The following is a 19,896-nucleotide window of genomic DNA, read 5'->3' as shown; positions in this document are numbered from 1 at the left end:
AGCGGGAGTTGACCATTGGTGGCGCTCTCAACCATGACCAGCACACCAGGACCACGGCAGTCGCTCACAACCCGCCGGCCAAAGGCTGTTCCGCTCCGGAGCGAGCTATCTCCCCAAAACTTCGAGCCGGGCTCGGACGATGGACTCGTCCTAGTGCTGCTGGTCTGTCACCCATTCAGCTGGGCGTCGTTGAAGTTGACGTCGGTGGTCGACTTGAGATCCGGGGGTGGTGCGGCCTCGATCGCGCGGGCGTGCGGCCACGGTCCGATCGGTTGGTCACCGCGTACGAGGCGCGGGTGTTCGGAGCACAAGGGAGCGGTATTATGTGCCGTTCGACGCGTGGACGTCAAGGACGACGGGCAACTCTGCGTCTGTCGCGGCAGCGGCCGGGCGAGATGAAGCCCAGGGATGCTCCCGCCGAAGGTGAATGTCAGTGCCTGGCGTTACGGTCGAGGAATGACGATGGTGACCTACACCTCAGCATGGGTGCCTGATAACGACCCCGAGCGGAGTTGGGACGAGGCTGCGGAATCGGCGGCGGCTTGGCTGCTGAAGCAGGCCCATGTTCTGGGGGGCCAGCCCCTGTTGGTGACGCCGACCCAGCAGCAGTGGCAGTCAGGCCCGGACGTGATCAGGCAGTTCGCTCGCACCTACGAGGCTACGACGAGCCGGGGCCACGGCGCGCAGTTCAGGCAGCGGCCTGTCCTGGCCTATGTGCCGGACTACGGCGACATGGACCTTGCGGCCTCATACGCCCGCAACAGCGCTCTGGCAGTGGTGGAAAGCCTCACCGCGCCCCTGATCGGGTGGGCGATGGAGGTTCAGGCCGTGGACCTGACGACCGGAGCAGTAACCGCCGATACCCGCAGCCCCGAACAGCGCCAAGAACTTGAACGGATCCACGGCTACGGCAACAACGGGTGGACGAGAGGCTTCGGCGCCGACCGCAGTGCCTACATCCTGGAGGGCCTGCTGCGGCAGGACGACATCGATGCGGACATCGTCGTGGGACACATGGTGGCGCGCGGCCACGATAAACGTTCCGTCGCCCGCCTCATGAAGATCATCGAGAGCGTCCGCTGACCAGATCCTGTCTTCGCCGACAGACCGACATCAGGGCGTGCCCAGCGTCTCGATCGGAACCCCGGCCCAGTACTGCGCTTGCGCCCACCACACAACATCGCCCCGGCAGGGTGTGGTGCAGGCAGACACACCATGGCCGAACCGCTGCGCCCGCCGGCGCAGAGCAGCGAGGAGGACCCTTCCGTGGCGACCGCGTCGCAACTGCAGCAGTTCATCCGCTTCGGCCTGGACACACTGGGGGAGCGCAACGCCCACCACGACTTCGAGACACTGTCCCTCGCCGTGGCCCGGCGTAGGATCGCGAGCAATCTCCTGCCAGCCACCGGACCGGTGAGCACGGGCGGAGACCAAGGCCGCGACGCGGAAAGCTACTTCACTTGCCTGCGCAGCAAGGCCCCCGAGGCGTCGGCCTTCGCGCGGCTCGCCTCGAACGAGACAATCGTGCTGGCCTGCACGATCCAGCGCAGCAACGTTGCCGGCAAGATCCGCAATGACATTGCCTCCATCTGCTCCACCGGCACCCCCGTGCACCGGATCGCCTACTTCACCGTGGCCCCGGTGCCCGTCAGCACCCGCCACAACCTGCAAGACCAGGCCCGCACCAACTTCCAGGTGAGCGTGGACATCTTCGACAGCCTGTGGCTGGCCCAAGAGCTCGCAGAACCAGACCTGTTCCATCTCACCGAGACATACCTGCAGGTCCCCAGCGAGTTCGCCCCTGCGCCCGACAGCACGGAGGCCCACCCCGAGTGGTACCTGCAGGCCCGCACCCGCTGGCGTGAACAGGAGGAATTCACCGGTCGGCTGGGCGAGTTCGCCCAACTGCGACGGACCCTTCGGCATGCCACCTTCAACGCCGGGGCGCGCGCCGACCTCGCGGACTGGCTCGACTGGGCTCGCCGCGTGCTGCAGGTCGCCGACCCCGACAGCGTACGACCGAGACTGCAGTACGAAATCGCCGTGGCCCACCTGCGCGGTCTGGGCGACCTCACTCCCGCAGACGCCCTGGTACGAGACTTCTTCGATCAGGCACTCAGCAGCAGCGACATGGGACTGCTACACGACGCCGAGATGCTGCTGACCTACGTCTACGGGGCCTGGACCGGACACGCCACCGCACTCACGGCACAAGACCTAGAACGCTGGACGGCCTTGCTCACCGCGCGTATCCGAACCCTCCTGGAGGAGGATCCGCCGGTCAACCGCCGGGCCAGGCTGCACGCCCTGGCCGCGCATGCGGCGTTGCGGATCCGCCCGGCCGACCAGCCAGCGGACTACCGGCCCGAGCTGGCTGCGGATCGGGCAGAGCCGGCGCCGCGCTATCTGACATCCGAGGACATCGGCCCTCTTGATCCGAACCGGCTCACCGTGGCCGATCTGCCTCAAGCCATGGTGCACCTGCAGCAATTGTGCGACTTGCTGCCCGAGGCGCAGACCTTCCCTGTGGCATCCATCGCCGACGCCTTCGATCTGACGGCCCCGCTGCTGGCCGCGCACCCGGCCTATCCGCAGGTGCGCCAGGCACTCGACGAGGCCGTCGAACGGACAGAAGGTGGCATCGCCCGCGCCCGCAAGAGCCGCAACCGGGCCCTGCAATTCCTTCGGATCGAGCGCCCCCTCGAAGCGCTTGGGGAAGTCCATACCATGAAGGTCAGCACGTGGTTCGGCGACACCCTGCCCTGGGCGCTGCAGGCACTGCTCATGGCGGGCAGACTCTACAGCCTCCTCCATTTGCCGCTGGCCGCCAAGCAGTGTGCCCTCGCCGTGTGCGTCGCGGCAGGAAGTTCCCAAGACCCCACACTGGCCCCGTTCATCGCCCAGGGACTGCTGCGGTCCTCCGACTGCGACTACCAGGCCGGCAACCTGTTGACCTCAGCCGCGCTGTCGGAGTACGCCATCACTGCTCAGGGCCAGTACGTGGATGACCCCTGGAACGAGGAGGAGCACGACGACTTCCAGGCCGTGGTGGTCGATAGCGGCATGGCCCTGCTGGCCGCCCGGCAGATCCGTCCCCACCTCGTCCCGGTCCTGGCGGACGTGCATGCGCGGACCGGGCTGCATGCTCTCATCGATGCTCATCTCGAAGACTTCGACGCGCCTGCACGCAGTGAAGCCGAATGGTTGCAGATGGCCATGCGCAGCGGCTGCGGCCGGCTCTTCGCCGATGAGGGGCCACGGCGCGTCTACCACTGGGCGGCCGGGGGCCCGACCTGGCAGGCGGAGTGCGAGAACACGCGGCACGCGGTGCTGGCCTGCGAACGGTTCGTCGCCGCGGCGCAAATCCTGATCGCTGAGCTGGTCCTTCTCGATCCGCTGCTGCAGCCGGCCCACGTCCACATTGACGTGCAACTCGACGCCCGGGCACCAGAGCCCGAGCAGCTCCCGGACAACCACGTCAGTCGGTGGCGGGTATACCTCGCCCCCTGGAACGAGGAGACGGATGCGCACGGCGGGGAGTACCTTGCCGACCTGGCTGCGCCGCTCATGGCTATCCTCATGGCCGAATCGCTCTTGCCCGAGGAGCAGTTCATACAGAAGGTGCAAACAGCATTCGAGCGGGGACTCAACCACAAACTCATTGCTGGCCGGGCCTACGACGAACTCGCCGACCTGCTGCCAGACGATCACTACCGCCAACTTTCAAGCCTCCGCCCCACTCCGCCTGAGGACGTTCCTCCCTTCCGTGCAGCAGCCCACCCGGCTCTGGACCTGCCGCACGCGCCCGGCCCCGGGTATGACGAGGCGAGTGCCATCGAGGCGGTACGGCGCCGATACGAAGCCTTTCCCATCGTGCGGTACACCATGAAAAGACTGACCGCATCCGCGTCATTTCGCGCCACCTCCCTCGCGCTGCGAGACGACGGCTGGCGCGATTGGCACCTCCTTACCGCGGTGCTCAACATCGTGATCAACTACCGGCTATCGCTGGAGATGACCATTGATCCCGCGGCGAATCCGCAGGACATCATCTGCAGGGCGGCAACGCTGCGACGGCCAGAAACCGAAGACGATCCGGCACCGCCCGATGACGCCTTCACACCGGCCGCTCTGAAGCAGGCCCTCGCCACCAGCACTCTGTCCACACTGCAGAGTCTCGGGCTGGAATCCCACCGCCAGACACCAAACTTCCCGGCTCTGCTGGAACTTCTCGGCGCCCGCTACGCGTACTGGACCCTCGATGTCCCGCACGAGGATGTCCTGGCGTTTGATTGAGCCCGGAGCGCAAACGCCGCCACGGACGCCGCCACCACCGAACGCACCATGCTGCTAGCGGAGATCTATCGGAGAGGCACGGTCTGGCGCCTACGCGCCGTCGGCCAAGGCTACGACCACTCCCTGGACGCACTCGCACGCGGATACGGAGTCGACATCGGCGAGTGACAAGCGCGCGTACCCGCTCCAGGGTCATTGCGTGAATTGATCTTGTCCGATTCCACGTGGTGACGTCCAGGAGCGTCAGAGGCGGCCTCGGCGAGAATGCGTGGAACATGCCGCCTGGGTTCAGGGGGCTAGGATCGTCAGCACCTGCCCGGTAGGGCGGCGGGCGTATCGCATGCAGCCGCAACGTCCAAGCCCTCTACGTATGCATCGCTGAACGCAAGGGTGTCGAGCCCCTTGCACACCTCGGGCACCTGAGGGTTGTCCTTGTAGCCCGCGAAATCCAAGTTCCAGTCGTTCCATCCGGGAGCGGCGTCGGCGACGGCGTCGGTGCACTGCTGGCTGATTTCTTCCTCACTCAGCAGCTTGGTTGCGGTGGCTGTGACAGTCTCTGCAGGTTTGGGGGTGTCGGCCTTCGCCTCGCCGTCGGTGCTATCACTGCTCGAGCAGGCACCGAGTAGCAGGCCGGCGGTGAGCGCGGCTGCGAGAGCAGTGGATGCGGTGCGGGTACTCATGGGTCCCCCCGAGGGTGCTGTTGGGCGCATCATCCCGTGTCGCGGGGATGCAGTGGGGCGGATGCGGCAGATTCGGGCAGAACTCTGAGCCTCGACTCGCCGCCGGTGTCCACACTGCTGTCCAGACGCCAGGCTGGGGGACCTGGGCTGAGCTGCCCGGATGCGTGTCCGGGCAGCCCGGACGCTCCTGGATCCATGCCTGGACCGCGTTCCGAAGCGCCGTCGCCGACGGGTCTCTCGGTCAGTGACACCTGGTCGCATCGGATTGAGTCCGCTAGGACCTCGCTCATCGCATGGGGCGGTGCAGCCGTCGCTCTGACAGCGCTATTGGCGTTCCGGACCCCGCTGGCATCTTGGGTGCGAAAGTACACAGACGGACGGCAGGAACATGACCGAGAGCAGGACGGCTCTTTGTGAAGAGCGGTTGGGGCCGGGCTCTCGCTGTGGTGCTGGGACATCGAATTTCGATTTTGCGGTTGTGTAGCGCGTCTACTCGGCCAGACAGACTGATACAGACATGTCATCACCCGGCACGATTTTCACAGTAACTGTATCTTCGGCGCCGGAGTCATCGGTAACATCGGTCAGAGACTCTAGCTTTGCCGAGGCGTACGTCCGGTTGAGAAATCCCAGGCTGTAGGAATCTTCACCCAAGCGAAGGACTAGGTCATTTCTTAGAACAATATTGGGGACGATGTCACCCTGCTGGAGCTGCTGAAACTCGGGGCTCTCCAAACTTGTTCGCGGGATCGTGAAAGAAACGTAGTCCCACTGCAAGACAATTGTCTCGCCGCTTAGGTAACGGTGGGCTTCTTTGATTGACTTGAATTCTTCATCGGTCAGGTCTTGAGGAATCGGAAAGTACACACCACTGATGCGCTGAATGTCGTCAAGGACACGAAGAAGTTTGAGTGACTCATCGACACTTGGATTCGAGGCAGGCAGATCCATTGGTGGACCAATTTCCTTGCCATTAAGTACCAAGGTTGCACCACGGCCCTCTTTCGCTTCTGCTAGAAAGCGAACGACCGGCAACAGGATACACGGCAAGCTGCGATCGGGCATCTGGAACGCGTATGTGACTTTGGCTTGATGGGCAGTCACGTCGAACCGCGTCACAACCTTTGCAACCCCACCAAGGTCTTCAAGCTTCAACTCGATTCCTCTCCTACCTGCTGTCCGTTCCTTGGCTTCGAGTGGGAGATGAGCCTTAATAGTCCCTTGAGTATCTCGAATACGGAGGGCGAATCGTGCGTCTGCCAGCGGAGTATTGTCAATGGCACCACCGATGCGCAGTTCACCACCATCAAAGTTTCCGCCAAACTCGGCAGGTGCATCGATGGAAAATTTCTTCACGAACTCGCTCGGAACAACAGTGGCCGTCCCATAGTCGAAGCTGTCCTGAAGCGCCTGTGCAGCCTTCTTTCCGTCCTCAGTGCTGGGGAAGCTAAACGCGCCACCGATCTGAATGGGGCGATCCTTCTCGGCACCCGGGTATCGAGGATGTGTTGTGACGTTGACGGAGCCGTTGGGCTGGACACTAAAGCTAAATTCGTAGTGCGGATCGAGCGAGTTGAGGCGGTCCTTGAGCGCGCGTACACGATCTACTAGATCAGTAACACCTCGGGTGAGGGCGGCCTGCTCTTGGTTGATCTCCCGCATCATGCTAACGATCTCGTCGTTGCTGCCTTCTAGGTAGTAACGCGGGAGCTCCGGGTGGGAGGCCATCTGACTGTCAAGCCAATCCTTCCCGCGCCAAGCGCACGGGAAGGAGTACTTGGCAGCCAATTCATTGAACCACGCGAGTTCGCCATCGGTGTGATTAATGGGTACCACTAGGTGCCAAGCCACAGGGTTGTGCTTGGCCGCGTTTTTGAGCGACTCGGAAACTTGCCGCCTCCTGCCGGACCTTTCATCAAGGCGCCCGGTAAAGCTCTTGAGCTCGAAGATTTCCAGGCCCGTAAGGAGCGATACCTGGACGTCACGTCCCTTGTCTCCCCCCGCTCCATCGATGCGCTGGGCTTGCGGATGAAGACGACTGATAAGGACGGAGACCATGTCTTCGTAGATATTGGATCCAAGCCGCTCGTCCGTCCAGTCCACTCTGTTCTTCATGTCGCCCTCAGTCTCTACTGTCCTCGGCCCCACTGAAGCCCCCCCGCACCAACTCCGCCGCGTTCACGCCGAGCGCCTCGGCTGGCCTCAGGATGTTGTGCAGGCTCACGTTGCGCTGCCGGCGTTCGATCTGCCCGATGAACGTCCGGTGCCATACCGCTGTGGTCGGCAAGGCGTTCCCGGCTCTTGCCGAGCTCGTTTCTGCGGGTGCGCACCCGGCACCAAACGTCTCTGCTGCGTCCGAGACGGGCCTTTTTGCCATGGGAGGCTCTACCAAGCTCGCACTGCTCGCCCGTGATCCTCGCCCCCGAAACTCGACACCCCACCGCTGCACAACCGCCCCGCTCAGCCGTCAACCCCACCTACCGACGAGTTCAACGAAGTACCGGTAGAGATGCGCCGTCCGGGCGACAGGCCCAGGCTGGATAGAAAACCCGTTGCCTCCTCCACAACCGCACATGTCGTCACGGGCTGCGGAGCTGGAAGGGGTATGAATAGAAATCCCATTCACACCGTCAGGAGCCGTTCGCAGTTGGTTCAAGGATGGCAACGCGCTCCGCGTAATGCGCCATCGGAACCAGTTCAGCGTCGGGCCGAAGTATCGCTGACGCTATACGCCAGTCACCTTCACCCGAACGGTCACCCCTCTACGGTGCATCAAAGGCAGCGGCCGGTACTCCCACGTCTTCTCCTCTGCCTGCCGACGTCCGGGCCCATCGATGGATCGAAACGCCTGATTCCGCTCAGCCTCCGACATAGCCGCCGAGGCATCGGTCACGCACCTCAGCTCGTCCATGATCAGACCTCGCCCACCAGATCGAGATCTTCACGAGTCGTCTTCGACGCGAGCGCGGGGACGGGCCACTCGTGGTCGGGCACGTACCCCACACCCCGCCACCACGGCTCGACCGGCAGCACCCCGGCCGGCTCGAACGGCTGCCCCGGAACAGGAAGCGCAACCGCCTGCCCCACCCCATCCGCAGCCGCCTTGGTCCACTCACCGGGCTCGGCCCACGGATGGAACGCCAGGTTGAAGGTCCCCCAGTGGATCGGCAGCAGCACACCGCTAGGCTCGCCTTGCTGCAGGTCAAGGTGCGATTGAACGCCCTGCACAGGGCTCATGTGAATGTCCGGCCACGCACCCGGCACCGGCGTAGAATCCGTGTGGTTCTTGGGCCAGAAGTCGGAGTACGCCCCGATCTGGATCATCGTCGCGTCGAACGGACCGTGCTGCGCGCCGATGTCCTTGAAGCCGTCGAAGTAGCCCGTGTCGCCGCTGTGGTAGATCCGGTGCTCCTCGCCCGCGACCACCCAGGAGGCCCACAGGGTGTGCTGGGTGTTGCGCAGACCGCGGCCGCAGAAGTGCCGGGCGGGGGTGGCGGTCAGGGTGAGTCCGCCGACCTTCGTCGCCTCGTGCCAGTCCAGCTCGCGCAGCCGGTCGGCGGACACGCCCCAGTGTTCGAGGTGGGCGCCGACCCCGAGCGGCACGGCGAACAGGGTGTCGGTGTCCGCGAGCGCCTTGATCGTGGGCAGGTCCAGATGGTCGTAGTGGTCGTGCGAGATGACGACGACGTCGACCGGGCCCAGCGCGGCCAGCGGCAGCGGCACCGGGTGCAGCCGCTTGGGCCCCGCGAAGGCGAACGGCGAGCAGCGCTCGCCCCAGACGGGGTCGAACAGGACCCGCTGTCCGTCGATCTCCGCGAGCACGCTGGAGTGGCCCATCCAGGTCAGCCGCAGCCCGGTGGCCGGCGGCTCGGCGAGGTCGGCGAGGGTGGTGGGGTGCACCGGGACGGCGCCCGAGGGGGCGCGGCGGGGCCGCTGCTCCTTGTCGAAGAAGACCTTGGCGAAGTCGAGCGCGGAGCCCGAAGGGCGGGTCCGCGCCGTGCCGCCGGGGTTCTGGAAGACCCCGTCCTTGAAGTGGGGCGATCTGCGGATGCGCGCCAGGCGCTCACCGCTCGGATCCGCGCCGAAGGCCGCGGGCTGTAGAGCGCGGAGCCCGGAGCTCAGGGAACGGAAACCGGACACGGTACCTCCAGGGAGTCGCTGAGGCATTCCATTATGGTCGCCCGCTCCGACAACGCCCCGGTCACCCCGGTCATTCCTGCGCGTACCCGCGTTCCTCCGCGAACCTGCTTTGACACCGCGTACCCGCGTTCCGATACTGACCCACTGTTCAGTACCCACCGTTTCGGCCGTACCGGTCCGCCGGTCGAGGAGTCCGTATGACCACCCCCTTCCTGTCGCTCACCTGGACCGACCACGTCACCGGGCGGCAGGGCCACCTCGTCGTCGACCGGCTCGTGCGCGGGGTGTGCAGCGGCGGACTGCGGATGCGGGCGGGCTGCACCCTGGAGGAGGTGACCGGACTCGCCCGCGGCATGAGCCTCAAGGAGGCACTGCACTACGACCCCGAGGCGCGCTACGTCCCCCTGGGCGGGGCCAAGGGCGGCATCGACTGCGATCCCCGCGATCCGGAGGCGTACGGGCTGCTGGTGCGCTACCTGCGGGCGGTCCGGCCGTACCTGGAGAGCTGCTGGACCACCGGCGAGGACCTGGGGCTCACCCAGGATCTGGTGGACCGGGCGGCCGCCGAGGCGGGGCTGGTGTCGTCCGTGCAGGCGGTCTACCCGCTGCTGGAGGACGAGGGCACCGCCCGCGAGCGGCTGGCCGCGGCCTTCGCCGTCGAGGTGGACGGCATCGGCCTGGACGAGCTGGTCGGCGGCTGCGGGGTCGCCGAGTCCGTGCTCACCGCCCTGGACCGGGCCGGGGTGCCGCACGCGGGGACGCGGGTCGCCGTGCAGGGGTTCGGCACCATGGGCGGGGCCACCGCGCGCTTCCTCGCGCGCGCGGGGCTGACGGTCGTGGCCGTCGCCGACGTCAAGGGAACGATCGCCCACCCGGCCGGCCTCGACGTGGAGGCGCTGCTCGCCGCGCGGGACGCCCACGGCACCGTGGACCGCGCCGCACTGCGCCCCGGAGACCTGGAACTGCCGGGCGACGCCTGGCTGTCGGTGGCGGCCGAGGTGCTGGTGCCGGCCGCCGTGTCGTACGCCATCGGGGTCGAGGAGCAGGAGCGGATCGGCGCCCGGTGGATCGCCGAGGCCGCCAACATGCCCGTCCTGCCCGAGGCGGAGCGGCTGCTGCACGCGCGCGGGGTGCGCGTCCTGCCGGACGTCGTCGTCAACTCCGGTACGAACGCCTGGTGGTGGTGGACGCTGTTCGGTGACATCGGCGCGGACCCGGCGGAGGCCTTCGCGTACACCCGCCGTTCGATGCGCGCCCTGGTGGAACTGGTGCTGGCCCGCGCCGAGGCGGACGGCACGACGCCCCGGGCCGCCGCGCACGCGATCGCCGAGCAGCGGCTGCCGGTGATCGCCGAACGCTTCGGGCGCTACCGGCCCGCTCCCTGAGCGTCCGCCGCCGCGGACCGGTCCGGCGGCGCCGACGCCGACGGATTAGGGTGACGGCGTGGTGAGGGTCCGGTTGAGTGTGGCCGAGCGGCGCGAGGAGCTGCTGCGGGCGGCCATCGAGCAGATCGAGGCGCGGGGCGTGGCGGCGGTCAGGATCGCCGACGTGGCCGCGTCGCTCGGCGTGAGCAACGCGCTGGTGCTCTACCACTTCTCGACGAAGGAGAGGCTCGTCGCCGACGCGTTCGCCTACGCGGCGGAGGGAGACCTGGCACGGCTGCGCAAGCTGGTCGGCCGCCGTACGACCGCGCTGCGCCGGCTGCGGTCGGCGGTGCGCTGGTACGCGCCCACGGGTCAGGCCAAGGGCTGGCGGCTGTGGATCGAGGGCTGGGCCGTGTCGCTGCGCGAGCCCGCGTTGCGGGAGGTCGCGCGCGATCTCGACCGCAAGTGGAAGGCGGCGCTCGCCGAGGTGATAGCCGAGGGCGTGGCCGCGGGCGAGTTCCGCTGCCCGGACCCGGCCGGCACGGCCCTGCGCCTGACGGCCCTGCTCGACGGACTGGCCGTACAACTGACGTCCTACGCGGGCACGGTGTCCCGGACCCGGGCCCAGGAGTGGGTCGACGAGGCGCTGGCCCGGGAACTCGGACTGGTCCCCGGGACGTCGAGCGCCCAGGAGCGCTGACGGCTCCACCGCCCGGCCGGCTCCCGCACCGACCCGGCACCCGCCGGACCGGTGCCCCCTTCCAGCCGACGCTCGGTACGGCTCGTGCCTCACCCGGCCCGGCCCGTACATCAGCGTCACCGATCGCCGGTCGCCGCCGAGTCGCAGTCGCAATCGCAATCGCTGCGGCTGCGGCTGCGGCTGCGGCTGCGGCTGCGGCTGTCGTACGCATCTCACCGGGCGCGACCCGCACCCCCGCCGGGAGCGGCCCCGAAGTGCTCGGCGGCCGACGACGCCGGGTGCCTCGCCCCCGACCCCACTGGACCACCGCCCGGCTGACCCGCCGGTTCGCCGGCCTGCTGACCCGTCGGCCCGACTGCCCGCTTCGGCGACGCGTCAGTCCAGTTCGTACACCGCCGTCACCGTCGCCGTCGCGCGGATCTCGCCGGGGGCGACCGGCACTCCGCCGAGGCCGGCGCCGGGGGTGTCCGCGGCCGAGGGCGCCGGGCGCGGGGAGCTGGAGGCGTCCTCGCTGAGCGAGACGAGCCGGCCGAGGCGACGGCCGCTGAGGCGGGCGTACTGCTCGGCCTTGGTGCGGGCGTCGGCGTGCGCGGCCTCGCGCGCACCGGACCGCAGCGGGGCGGGGTCGGCGACGTCGAAGGCCACGAAGCCGATCCGCCCGGCGTCACCGGTGGCGTCGGTGACCGCCTGCACGACCGCGCCGACCTTCGCCACCTCCCGCACCTTCACGGAGAACGACTGCGCGGCCTGGTAGCCCGTCAGACGGGCGGTGCCGCCCGTGTGGTCGTAGACGGCGTCGAGGGAGACGCGCTCCGTCCGGATGTCCCGGTCGGCGACGCCCTGGGCGCGGACGGCGGCCAGCAGCGCGGCGGCCGCCTTGTTCTGCGCGTCCAGGGCGGACTGCGAGGTCTTTGCGGAGGTCTCCACACCGGCCCCGACGACCGCGAGGTCGGGCGGTGCGCTCGCGCTGCCCTCCCCGGTCACCGTGACGGTGGCGGGGCTGTCCGGCGCGAGTGGACGGGCCGCCGCCGGGTGGTCGGGCAGCGCGCCGGCCGTGGGCGCGGTGAGTGCGGTGACCCCCAGGGCGAGCAACGAGACGAGGGCCGCGGCGACGGGCGTACGGGGGAAGGGCATACGGGACCGGTCCTCGGAGGTGTCGGGCGGTGCCCGGACGGCGCCGGGCGCGGGTGCGGTCATCCCAGCACCCGGGCCCGGCCCCGCCCGGACACCACTCCCGTACGATCACCTCACTGGTGGAGCGTGCGGACGGGGTTCAGGCCACGGCCGCGATCCGCATCCTGATGTCGTCCGGCGACAGCGTGCCCTTGGCGGTCACATGGTCGCCGGAGGACTGCCCGCGCAGCCTGCGTCCGATCCACGGCACCAGGTACTCGCGCGCCCAGTGGACGTCGTCGCGCCGCACGTCCAGGGTGCCGCGCGGCGGGAGCAGCGGCCACGGCTGCTCCGGGTCGGCCGGTACCTCGAGGCCGAGCACCTGGCCCCCGCGCAGCGCCACGCGCGTGTGCCCCTCCGGGGAGAGGTGGAGCCGGTCGCCGTCCCAGGCCCTGCGGTCCTGGATGGACTTCAGGGACCACAGGTCGAGGACCGGGCAGCCGTAGCGGTCGGCCACGGCACGGACGTGCCCGTTGTAGGTGGCGATCTTGCCGCGCAGATGTTTGAGCACGGGGACGCCACGGGTGTCGAAGCCGGTCGTCACCATGACGGTGCCGGCCGCTGCGCTCAGGGCCGAGATCGCGCGCTCGAAGCGCTCGGCGACCTCGTCCGGGTCGGTACCGGGCCGAAGGATGTCGTTGCCGCCCGCACAGAAGGAGACCAGGTCCGGGGCGAGTTCCACCGCCCTGGGGAGCTGGTCCTCCACGATCTGGTCGAGAAGCTTCCCGCGGACCGCGAGGTTGGTGTAGTCGAAGTCGCCCTCGGGGCGCCGGTCGGCGAGGAGTACCGCGAAGCGGTCCGCCCAGCCGACGAACGCCCCGTCGGGGCCCGGGTCGCCGACGCCCTCGGTGAAGCTGTCCCCCACCGCCACGTACGACCTGATCACTGATCTGTCGTCACTCTTCGAATCGTCTGCCACAGCAGTTCATCATTCACCTTCGAATGTGACCTACGCGATCGTAGGAAGGGGTTGACGGGCGGTGAGATAAGACACCCTTAAAGAGTTTGCCAATCAGGGAATAAGGGACCAGGCACGGAAGTCGTTGATCCGGAAATGGCTCCAGGTGGTGCGGAAGGCGAAGTGCCCGCCGGTGTACGGCTCCGGGTCGCTGTGGTCGAAGACGAGCCGGCCGTTGTTCCACCAGCGGACCGTAGAGCCGTCGGAGACGATACGGACGTGGTTCGGCTCGTTCGCGACCAGCAGCGGCTCGGTGTAGTCGAAGATCAGCGGACGGACGCCCGGCTCGCCGACGTAGCGCCGCAGCCTGGTCGTGGTGTTGGTGTTGGCGCCGTAGCCGACGTAGTACGTCTTGAGGTAGTCGTACTCGGCGAGGGCTCCGCCGCGCGGGGTGGCGAAGAGGTTCTCCGGGGAGCGGACGTCGACGGCGTTCCAGAAGTTGTTGAGGTCGGAGACGCGGTCGTTGACCCCGCCCGCGGAGACGGGCGTGGCGGTGTACTCGATGACGTACGGCCCCTGGAGCGGCCGCTTGAACCAGATCGTGGCCCCGGCGGGCACGTCGACCTCCAGGGTCCCGCGGGAGGCGGTGACCGTCCCGCCCTTCTCCAGTTCGACGGCCCACTGGCGCAGGCCCTGGCGGAAGTCGTCGTGGGCGATCAGGCGGCGGTGGCGGGGCCCGGCGCTCGCGGCGGTCGCGGGGGCGAGGGCGGCCAGCGCGGCGCCGGCGGCGAGGGCTCCGAACGCCCTGCGGGTGGTCGTCATGATGGTCGGCTCCTTCAGTGGGCGGGGGTGGTCAGGTGCGGCTCGGGAACGCGGCGGGTCTCGGTGCCGAGGTAGTAGTCGGTGTACGTGGACTGGAGGTAGCCGCGGACGGTCCAGCCGAGGCGGTACGCGGGGTTCTGGGCGAGCGTGTAGACGCGGGTGCCGGTCGGCACGGTGCTGGTGTAGAGGCGCAGGGCGGTGTGGTCGGCGGTCTCGGCGAGGATCTCCTCGCGCCAGTCGCCGAGGAGGTCGCCGTAGAACGGGGTGGCGTTGCGGGCGCCGGAGACGACGCCGGCCGGGTCGAAGACCGTGGCGCTGCTCTCGGTAGCCGGGTCCCACTTCTCGACACGGGTGAAGTCGAGCAGTTCTGACGCCTTGTCACCGTCCCACCAGATACGGAAGTTGACGCTGGGGGTGGTGGTGGAGACCTTGCCGTCCCGGACGTTGAAGACGCCCGCGCCGGGCCGGGTGACGTCGGCGGTGGAGGTCCAGTACTCGTAGCCGCGGTGATTCGGGTCGATGTCCGCGGCGTTCCCGCGGCCGGTGTCGAGGTCGGCGTCGCTCACCGGGCTCGTCGGGTGCGAGCCGGTCACCAGCCGCTCGCCGGTGTCGGCGTCGTAGTAGTACCAGGGGAAGGCGGACACGATGCCCAGCTCGGACTGCTGGATGGCGAAGCCCTCCAGGCCGGGCCGGTCGGGGTCGAGGTCGGCGATGTCGAAGCGGTCGCCGTGGATGGCCCCGTCGACGACGTAGCGCAGCGTGCCGTCGCTGTTCACGACGTAGTTGCCGTCGGCGATCTCGTCCCTGCCGTCGCCGTCGACGTCGACGGTGCGGATCTGGTGGAAGCTGGTCGCGCCGGTCGTCGGGTCCACGAGGTGCTTCCAACGGCGGGTGAGATCGGTGCCGTCGAAGTCCCAGGTCTGGAACAGGACCCGGAACGAGCCGCGTCTGGCGCCGACCCGGGTGACCAGCTTGGTGACCAGGCTGGGATGCACGCCGTCGAGGTAGGCGACGCCGAAGTGGCCGCCGGAGGGGCCGTCGGCCGTGAGGTCGTCGGGGACGGGTTGCCGGGTCCGTTCGGTACCCCTCGCGCCATCGATCACCGACACGAACTGGTTCGCGGGCGAGTCGGCGGTGACCTGTGCGCCGTCGGCGAAGGTGGTCCCGGCGGCGGTGTGCGCGAGCACCTCGGCGCGGCCGTCGGAGTCGAGGTCGTAGACGGTGACGTTGTCGTCGTTGCGGTAGCCGCCGATCGCCGTGGAACCGCTGATCGCGGCGGGCGCCGGGTCGTTGGCGCCGTTCCCGCCGACCTGGGTGTAGGAGCCGGGGCCGAGATCGACCCGCCACAGCCGCTCGCCGGTGAGCGTGTAGGCCTCCAGCAGGTCGGGCCGGTCCCGGGTCCCGGAGAGCCGGCTGACGACGAGTTCGTAGCGTCCGTCGCCGTCGAGGTCGCCCGGCCAGGCGTGCTGCACGGTGTAGCCGTCGGCGGCGGCCAGCGGGATCTCGGCGTAGCCGTCGGTGAAGCGCAGGGCCGCCGGACTCGGCCTCCGCTCATGCCCGTCGACCACGGCCCGGACGGTGTAGGTCCCCGTGCCCCGGGTGTCGTCCTGGTAGGTCGTCGATCTCCGCACCGGCTCCCGGTTGAGGCGGTGGCCGTTCTTGTAGACGTTGAAGGCGATGGCGTCGCCGTACCGCGCGTATTCGGTGCCGAGCAGCCGCCAGCTGAGGAAGGTCCCCGCGCCGGACGGGGTGGCGACCAGGCCGCGGTCGAGGTTCTCGACGATCCGGCGCGGGGTCTCGGTGGTGTGCCCGGCGGGCACGGGGGTGAACCCGGCCAGCAGGGCCACGGCGGTGACGGCGGCCGCGGTCGCGGCACCCTTGATGACGATGCGTCGGTCGACGCCGGACACAGGACCTCCGGAGAGCGGTAGAAAGCGCTTGCTCGCTGACGGAGATCACTGTGTCCCCACCCTGTCCCGCCTGTCGACGGGGCAGGAAGGGCTGCCACAAGAACGCAATAGAACGATCATGAACGCGCAAAGTCCGACACGGTCCGACGCGACCCGAGGGCACCCCTCCCCCGCCCCGCCGACTTCCGATCGCACATCTCCCCGCCCTGCGGCTTCCGGGCGCCCGCGTGCGGACATGCCGAAGGCCGGACCCGGGGATCGGGGTCCGGCCTTCGGCAGCGTGTCAGGCGAGAGGTCGTCGGGGTCGGTGGGGTCAGCCGACCGAGACGCCGTGTGCGCGGAGGTAGGCGATCGGGTCCACGTCGGAGCCGTAGTCCGGCGTGGTGCGGATCTCGAAGTGCAGGTGCGGGCCGGTCACGTTGCCGGTCGCCCCGGAGAGGCCGACCTGCTGGCCCGCGGTCACGGCCTGGCCGGCCGAGACGGAGAGCTGGGACAGGTGGGCGTACTGGGCGTAGTAGCCGTCGGCGAGCTTGATGACGACCTGGTTGCCGTAGGCGCCGCCCCAGCCCGCGGAGACGACGGTGCCCGCGCCCACGGCCTTGAGGGTCGTGCCGGTCGGGACGACGAAGTCGGTACCCGTGTGGTAGCCGCTGGACCACATGCTGCCGGCCGTGTGGTACGCGGTTCCGACGGTCGCGCCCGCCACCGGCAGCGTGTAACCGCTGGAGGTACCGCTGTCGCTCTCGGCGGCCTGGGTGACCGTCTTCGAGGAGGACGAACCGGACGAAGAGGACGACGAGGACGACGACTTGGACGCCTTCGACTTCGACGCGGAGGACGAAGGGGAAGAAGAGGATGAACCGGACTTCGAGCCGGACGACGAACCGGTGTCGCCGGTCGCGGCCTTCTTGCCGATCGAGAGCTTCAGCCCGGGGTGGATCAGCGACGGATCACTGCCGACGGCCTGCCGGTTGTCCTGGTACAGCTTCCGCCAGCCGCCGCTGACGTTCTGCTCGTCGGCGATCTTCGACAGATAGTCGCCGGAGCGCACGGTGTAGGACGTGGCCGTGGTGGCGGCGGCCGCCTTCCGCGCCACCGGAACGGCCTGCACGGCCTTTTCCGGAGCGGCCTGGGAGGCGGACTGCGCGACGGACTGGCCGGGGGCCGCGTGGGCGCCGGCGGCACCGATGAGCGGAAGGGCGAGCGCTGCGCCACCCGTTCCGGCGACGGCGATGGAACGAGCGAAGCGCTGGGTCTTCGGACGGCGGTGCTTACCCTTCGCGGGCATGGCGAATTCCTCTCCGGCGCCTGCGAGGTGAGCTGTCGGGTGCGGACTGGAGATGCCCGGCCGCGCCGAGGCGCGGCTTTACCCCAAAGCCTGTTCCGGAGACCGGAACAGGCGGTTCTGCCTGTGGGTCCCCCGCTCCTGCCAGATACGGGTGAGTGTGCGGATTCCGGGCGGTGGCAGGATTCGGCGTCCGTCCGGATTGGTGTGGAACGTAAGCGACCAGGACGCACAGGGACAAGCAGAGGTTGCGCTGTTCACACCTTTCTCTTGATCCGCTGTGAGAATCCCCGGTCACACTCCGTGAACCGAAGAGCCCGCGCACCGGCAAGCCCCCTGGAAAAGCATGCGAATTACGTGAACATGACGGGCGACATACGGTCACGGATATGACGCTGCTCACGTGACGGCTTTCCAGGTTCCTTTATTCCAGAGCGAGTTGGAACTAAGGAGCCAATTCGGACAGAAACCTCAGATACGACGCAGTCGGATAACCGTCGCATCAAGGTCACCTCGAAGCCCCAGGCGCAGTCCGTGGTGCAGCAGCACCGCCCCGCGATACACTTCGCCCGTTTCGCGGCATTCGTACGATGCCGCGGGGTCGAGCCCGCGCAGCCGCAGCGCCGGTACGGGCTCACCGAACCGCTGCGCCTGGAGCCAGGCGAGGACGACGCTCTCGTCGCCGCGCACGTACTGGACGGCGCTCGATCCCGCCGCCGGGGGGCGCAGCCGGTAGAGATCGCCCTGCTGCACCAGAGGCCGGATCTCCTTGTAGAGGTCCACCCAACGGCGCGCCTCGGCGAGCTCCTCGTCACTCCACTCGGAGAGGTCTCCGCCGACGCCGAGCACACCGGCCATGGCGCTGACGAACCGGAAGCGCAGCGAGCTGACCCGGCCGTTGAGCTGGGTGTTGGGACTGTCGGTGACCCATGCGGCCATGACCCGGGCGGGATGGATCTGGCTGAAGCCGTGCTGGATGTCCAGCCGGTCGAGCGGATCGGTGTTGTCGGAGGTCCACACCTGGTCGGTGCGGCTGATGATCCCGAGGTCGATGCGACCGCCACCGCCGGAGCAGGACTCGAAGGCGACCTGGGGATGGGCCGCCCGCAGCCGGTCCAGGAGCGCGTACAGGGCCCGGACGTGGTCGACCCAGAGGCGCTGCGGGTAGGGGTCGTCCGGCCAGCCGGCGTCGGTGAAGCAGCGGTTGAAGTCCCACTTCACATAGTCCACGGGCGCGCTGGACAGGAGCCCGTGGAGGTGCTCCCAGAGGTACTCCTGGACGTCCTCGCGGGCGAGGTTCAGTACGAGTTGATTGCGGAACTCCGTCCGCTTTCGTCCTGATTGGAACTGCACCCAGTCGGGGTGGGCGCGGTACAGATCGCTGTCCGGGTTGACCATCTCGGGCTCGACCCAGATGCCGAACTGCATGCCGAGGTCGTGGACCGTGTCGGCCAGGGGCTTCAGGCCGTTCGGGAAGCGATCCGGGTTGGGCCCCCAGTCGCCGAGCCCGGCGTGGTCGCCGGTGCGCGCCCCGAACCAGCCGTCGTCGACGACGAAGAGCTCCACGCCGATCGCCGCGGCCCGCCGGGCGAGCGTGGCCTGCTGCTCCTCGGAGATGTCGAAGTAGGTGGCCTCCCAGGAGTTGAACAGCACCGGCCGGTCCTGTTCGGCGTCCGGGACGACGTAGGCGCGCTGGTAGGCGTGCCAGGTGCGGCTCGCCCCGCCGAAGCCGGCGTCGCTCCACAGGCCGGCGAAGACGGGCGTGGTGAAGGACTCCCCCGCGGCCAGCAGCAGCAGACCGGAGTCGTCGTATCCGGCGCCCCCGGTGATCTGCACGCGCGCGTCGGGGAGTTGGGCGACGGCGATCCGCCAGGAGCCCGACCAGCCGAGGGCGCAGCCGTAGACCTCGCCGCGCTCCTCGGTCGCGTCGGTGTCCAGGGCGACCCACGGCAGGTGCTGGTGCCCGGTGTGGCCGCGGCGGCTGCCGATGACCTTCTCGCCGTAGGTGAGCGGGGACCGGGTGAGCCGGGACTCGGCGGCCCAACGGCCGTGCAGCTGCGACAGCCGCCAGTCGTCCCGCTCGGGCAGGGTCCAGGTCGCGGAGTCGGCGCGGAGCAGCTCCAGCGGCCGCTCGCCCTCGTTGCGCAGGGTCGTCCAGCGCTCGACGACATCGCCCCGCATCCGGTAGTGGAGGGTGACGGCCAGGCCGGCGTCCCGGAAGCGCAGCCGCAGCTCGTCGCCGTCGGCCTCGAAGTCCTGGTAGGACCACTCGGTACCGCGCCGCTCGTCGGTGCGCACGGACAGGGCGGGCCGCACGAAGCGGGGGCCACCCTCGACCGGGTACTCCTCGCGGCCGTCGAGCGGCGACTCGAAGGACGCCCCGCGCTCCGACAGCGGGAGGGCGGCGAGCGCCTCGGCGTCCGCGAGCGCGATGCCCGGGCCCCAGTGCAGGTGGATCAGCTCGTCGGCCTCGGTGAGGTGGAGGGCGTAGCTGCTCGTGGGCCCCGAAAGGATCCAGGTGCGGCCGTTGTCGGCGATCTCGGGCATCAAACCCCCACTAATTCGAACAGGTGCGATCAAGCGCCAACATCATCGAATGCGGTCGGCCCGCCGGGCAACTTTCCGTGG

General features: G+C 68.6%; 13 protein-coding genes, 1 pseudogene and 1 riboswitch. Of the genes and pseudogenes, 5 read left to right on the top strand and 9 right to left on the bottom strand.

Annotated features, from left to right (window positions below; all coding sequences use genetic code 11):
* Positions 1 to 456 precede the first annotated feature (456 nt).
* The 3 genes and pseudogenes from AOQ37_RS13075 to AOQ37_RS38650 all read left to right on the top strand — a co-directional run.
* Positions 457 to 1,083 (top strand): hypothetical protein, encoded by a 627-nt coding sequence (locus AOQ37_RS13075; protein ID WP_159401338.1) that lies wholly within the window; start codon positions 457 to 459, stop codon positions 1,081 to 1,083.
* Between the two features lie 132 nt (positions 1,084 to 1,215).
* Positions 1,216 to 4,296: a hypothetical protein gene (locus tag AOQ37_RS13070; RefSeq protein WP_159401337.1), complete on the top strand. Its 3,081-nt coding sequence runs from the start codon at positions 1,216 to 1,218 to the stop codon at positions 4,294 to 4,296.
* A 9-nt stretch (positions 4,297 to 4,305) separates the two neighbouring features.
* Positions 4,306 to 4,464 (top strand): annotated as a pseudogene (locus AOQ37_RS38650) (TerD family protein); the annotation flags it as partial.
* Positions 4,465 to 4,601: 137 nt separating this feature from the next.
* Here the strand turns inward: AOQ37_RS38650 and AOQ37_RS13065 are convergent.
* The 3 genes from AOQ37_RS13065 to AOQ37_RS13055 all read right to left on the bottom strand — a co-directional run bounded on the left by AOQ37_RS13065 (position 4,602) and on the right by AOQ37_RS13055 (position 9,116).
* Positions 4,602 to 4,976, bottom strand: coding sequence for a hypothetical protein (locus tag AOQ37_RS13065; RefSeq protein WP_062644394.1), 375 nt, complete (start codon positions 4,974 to 4,976; stop codon positions 4,602 to 4,604).
* Between the two features lie 489 nt (positions 4,977 to 5,465).
* Positions 5,466 to 7,091 (bottom strand): hypothetical protein, encoded by a 1,626-nt coding sequence (locus tag AOQ37_RS40415; RefSeq protein ID WP_159401336.1) that lies wholly within the window; start codon positions 7,089 to 7,091, stop codon positions 5,466 to 5,468.
* 798 nt (positions 7,092 to 7,889) lie between these two features.
* Positions 7,890 to 9,116 (bottom strand): MBL fold metallo-hydrolase, encoded by a 1,227-nt coding sequence (locus tag AOQ37_RS13055; protein ID WP_062644393.1) that lies wholly within the window; start codon positions 9,114 to 9,116, stop codon positions 7,890 to 7,892.
* A 197-nt stretch (positions 9,117 to 9,313) separates the two neighbouring features.
* On the opposite strand from AOQ37_RS13055, the gene AOQ37_RS13050 reads away from it, so the two are divergent.
* A complete protein-coding gene (locus tag AOQ37_RS13050; protein ID WP_062644391.1) occupies positions 9,314 to 10,501 on the top strand; it encodes a glutamate dehydrogenase in 1,188 nt (395 codons plus the stop codon).
* 58 nt (positions 10,502 to 10,559) lie between these two features.
* Complete coding sequence (locus AOQ37_RS13045) at positions 10,560 to 11,180, top strand: TetR/AcrR family transcriptional regulator (protein ID WP_078890144.1); 621 nt, start codon at positions 10,560 to 10,562, stop codon at positions 11,178 to 11,180.
* 375 nt (positions 11,181 to 11,555) lie between these two features.
* Here AOQ37_RS13045 and AOQ37_RS13040 read toward each other — a convergent pair whose 3' ends face one another.
* The 6 genes from AOQ37_RS13040 to AOQ37_RS13015 all read right to left on the bottom strand — a co-directional run bounded on the left by AOQ37_RS13040 (position 11,556) and on the right by AOQ37_RS13015 (position 19,815).
* Complete coding sequence (locus AOQ37_RS13040) at positions 11,556 to 12,377, bottom strand: SIMPL domain-containing protein (protein WP_234436886.1); 822 nt, start codon at positions 12,375 to 12,377, stop codon at positions 11,556 to 11,558.
* Between the two features lie 76 nt (positions 12,378 to 12,453).
* Complete coding sequence (locus AOQ37_RS13035; RefSeq protein WP_062644387.1) at positions 12,454 to 13,239, bottom strand: SGNH/GDSL hydrolase family protein; 786 nt, start codon at positions 13,237 to 13,239, stop codon at positions 12,454 to 12,456.
* A gap of 126 nt (positions 13,240 to 13,365) precedes the next feature.
* Positions 13,366 to 14,073, bottom strand: coding sequence for a DUF6250 domain-containing protein (locus AOQ37_RS13030; protein WP_062644385.1), 708 nt, complete (start codon positions 14,071 to 14,073; stop codon positions 13,366 to 13,368).
* 14 nt (positions 14,074 to 14,087) lie between these two features.
* Positions 14,088 to 15,983, bottom strand: coding sequence for a rhamnogalacturonan lyase family protein (locus AOQ37_RS13025; protein ID WP_062644383.1), 1,896 nt, complete (start codon positions 15,981 to 15,983; stop codon positions 14,088 to 14,090).
* Positions 15,984 to 16,296: 313 nt separating this feature from the next.
* Positions 16,297 to 17,271: a M23 family metallopeptidase gene (locus AOQ37_RS13020; protein WP_062644381.1), complete on the bottom strand. Its 975-nt coding sequence runs from the start codon at positions 17,269 to 17,271 to the stop codon at positions 16,297 to 16,299.
* A 4-nt stretch (positions 17,272 to 17,275) separates the two neighbouring features.
* Positions 17,276 to 17,435: riboswitch (cyclic di-AMP (ydaO/yuaA leader) on the bottom strand.
* Positions 17,436 to 17,739: 304 nt separating this feature from the next.
* On the bottom strand, positions 17,740 to 19,815 hold the full coding sequence (locus AOQ37_RS13015; protein WP_062644379.1) for an alpha-galactosidase: 2,076 nt from the start codon (positions 19,813 to 19,815) through the stop codon (positions 17,740 to 17,742).
* Positions 19,816 to 19,896: the final 81 nt, after the last annotated feature.

This window comes from Streptomyces maremycinicus (assembly GCF_001184025.1).
GTDB classification, from domain to species: domain Bacteria; phylum Actinomycetota; class Actinomycetes; order Streptomycetales; family Streptomycetaceae; genus Streptomyces; species Streptomyces maremycinicus.
Note: the sequence above shows the minus strand (reverse complement) of the source record. Positions and strands in the feature narration are given on the sequence as shown.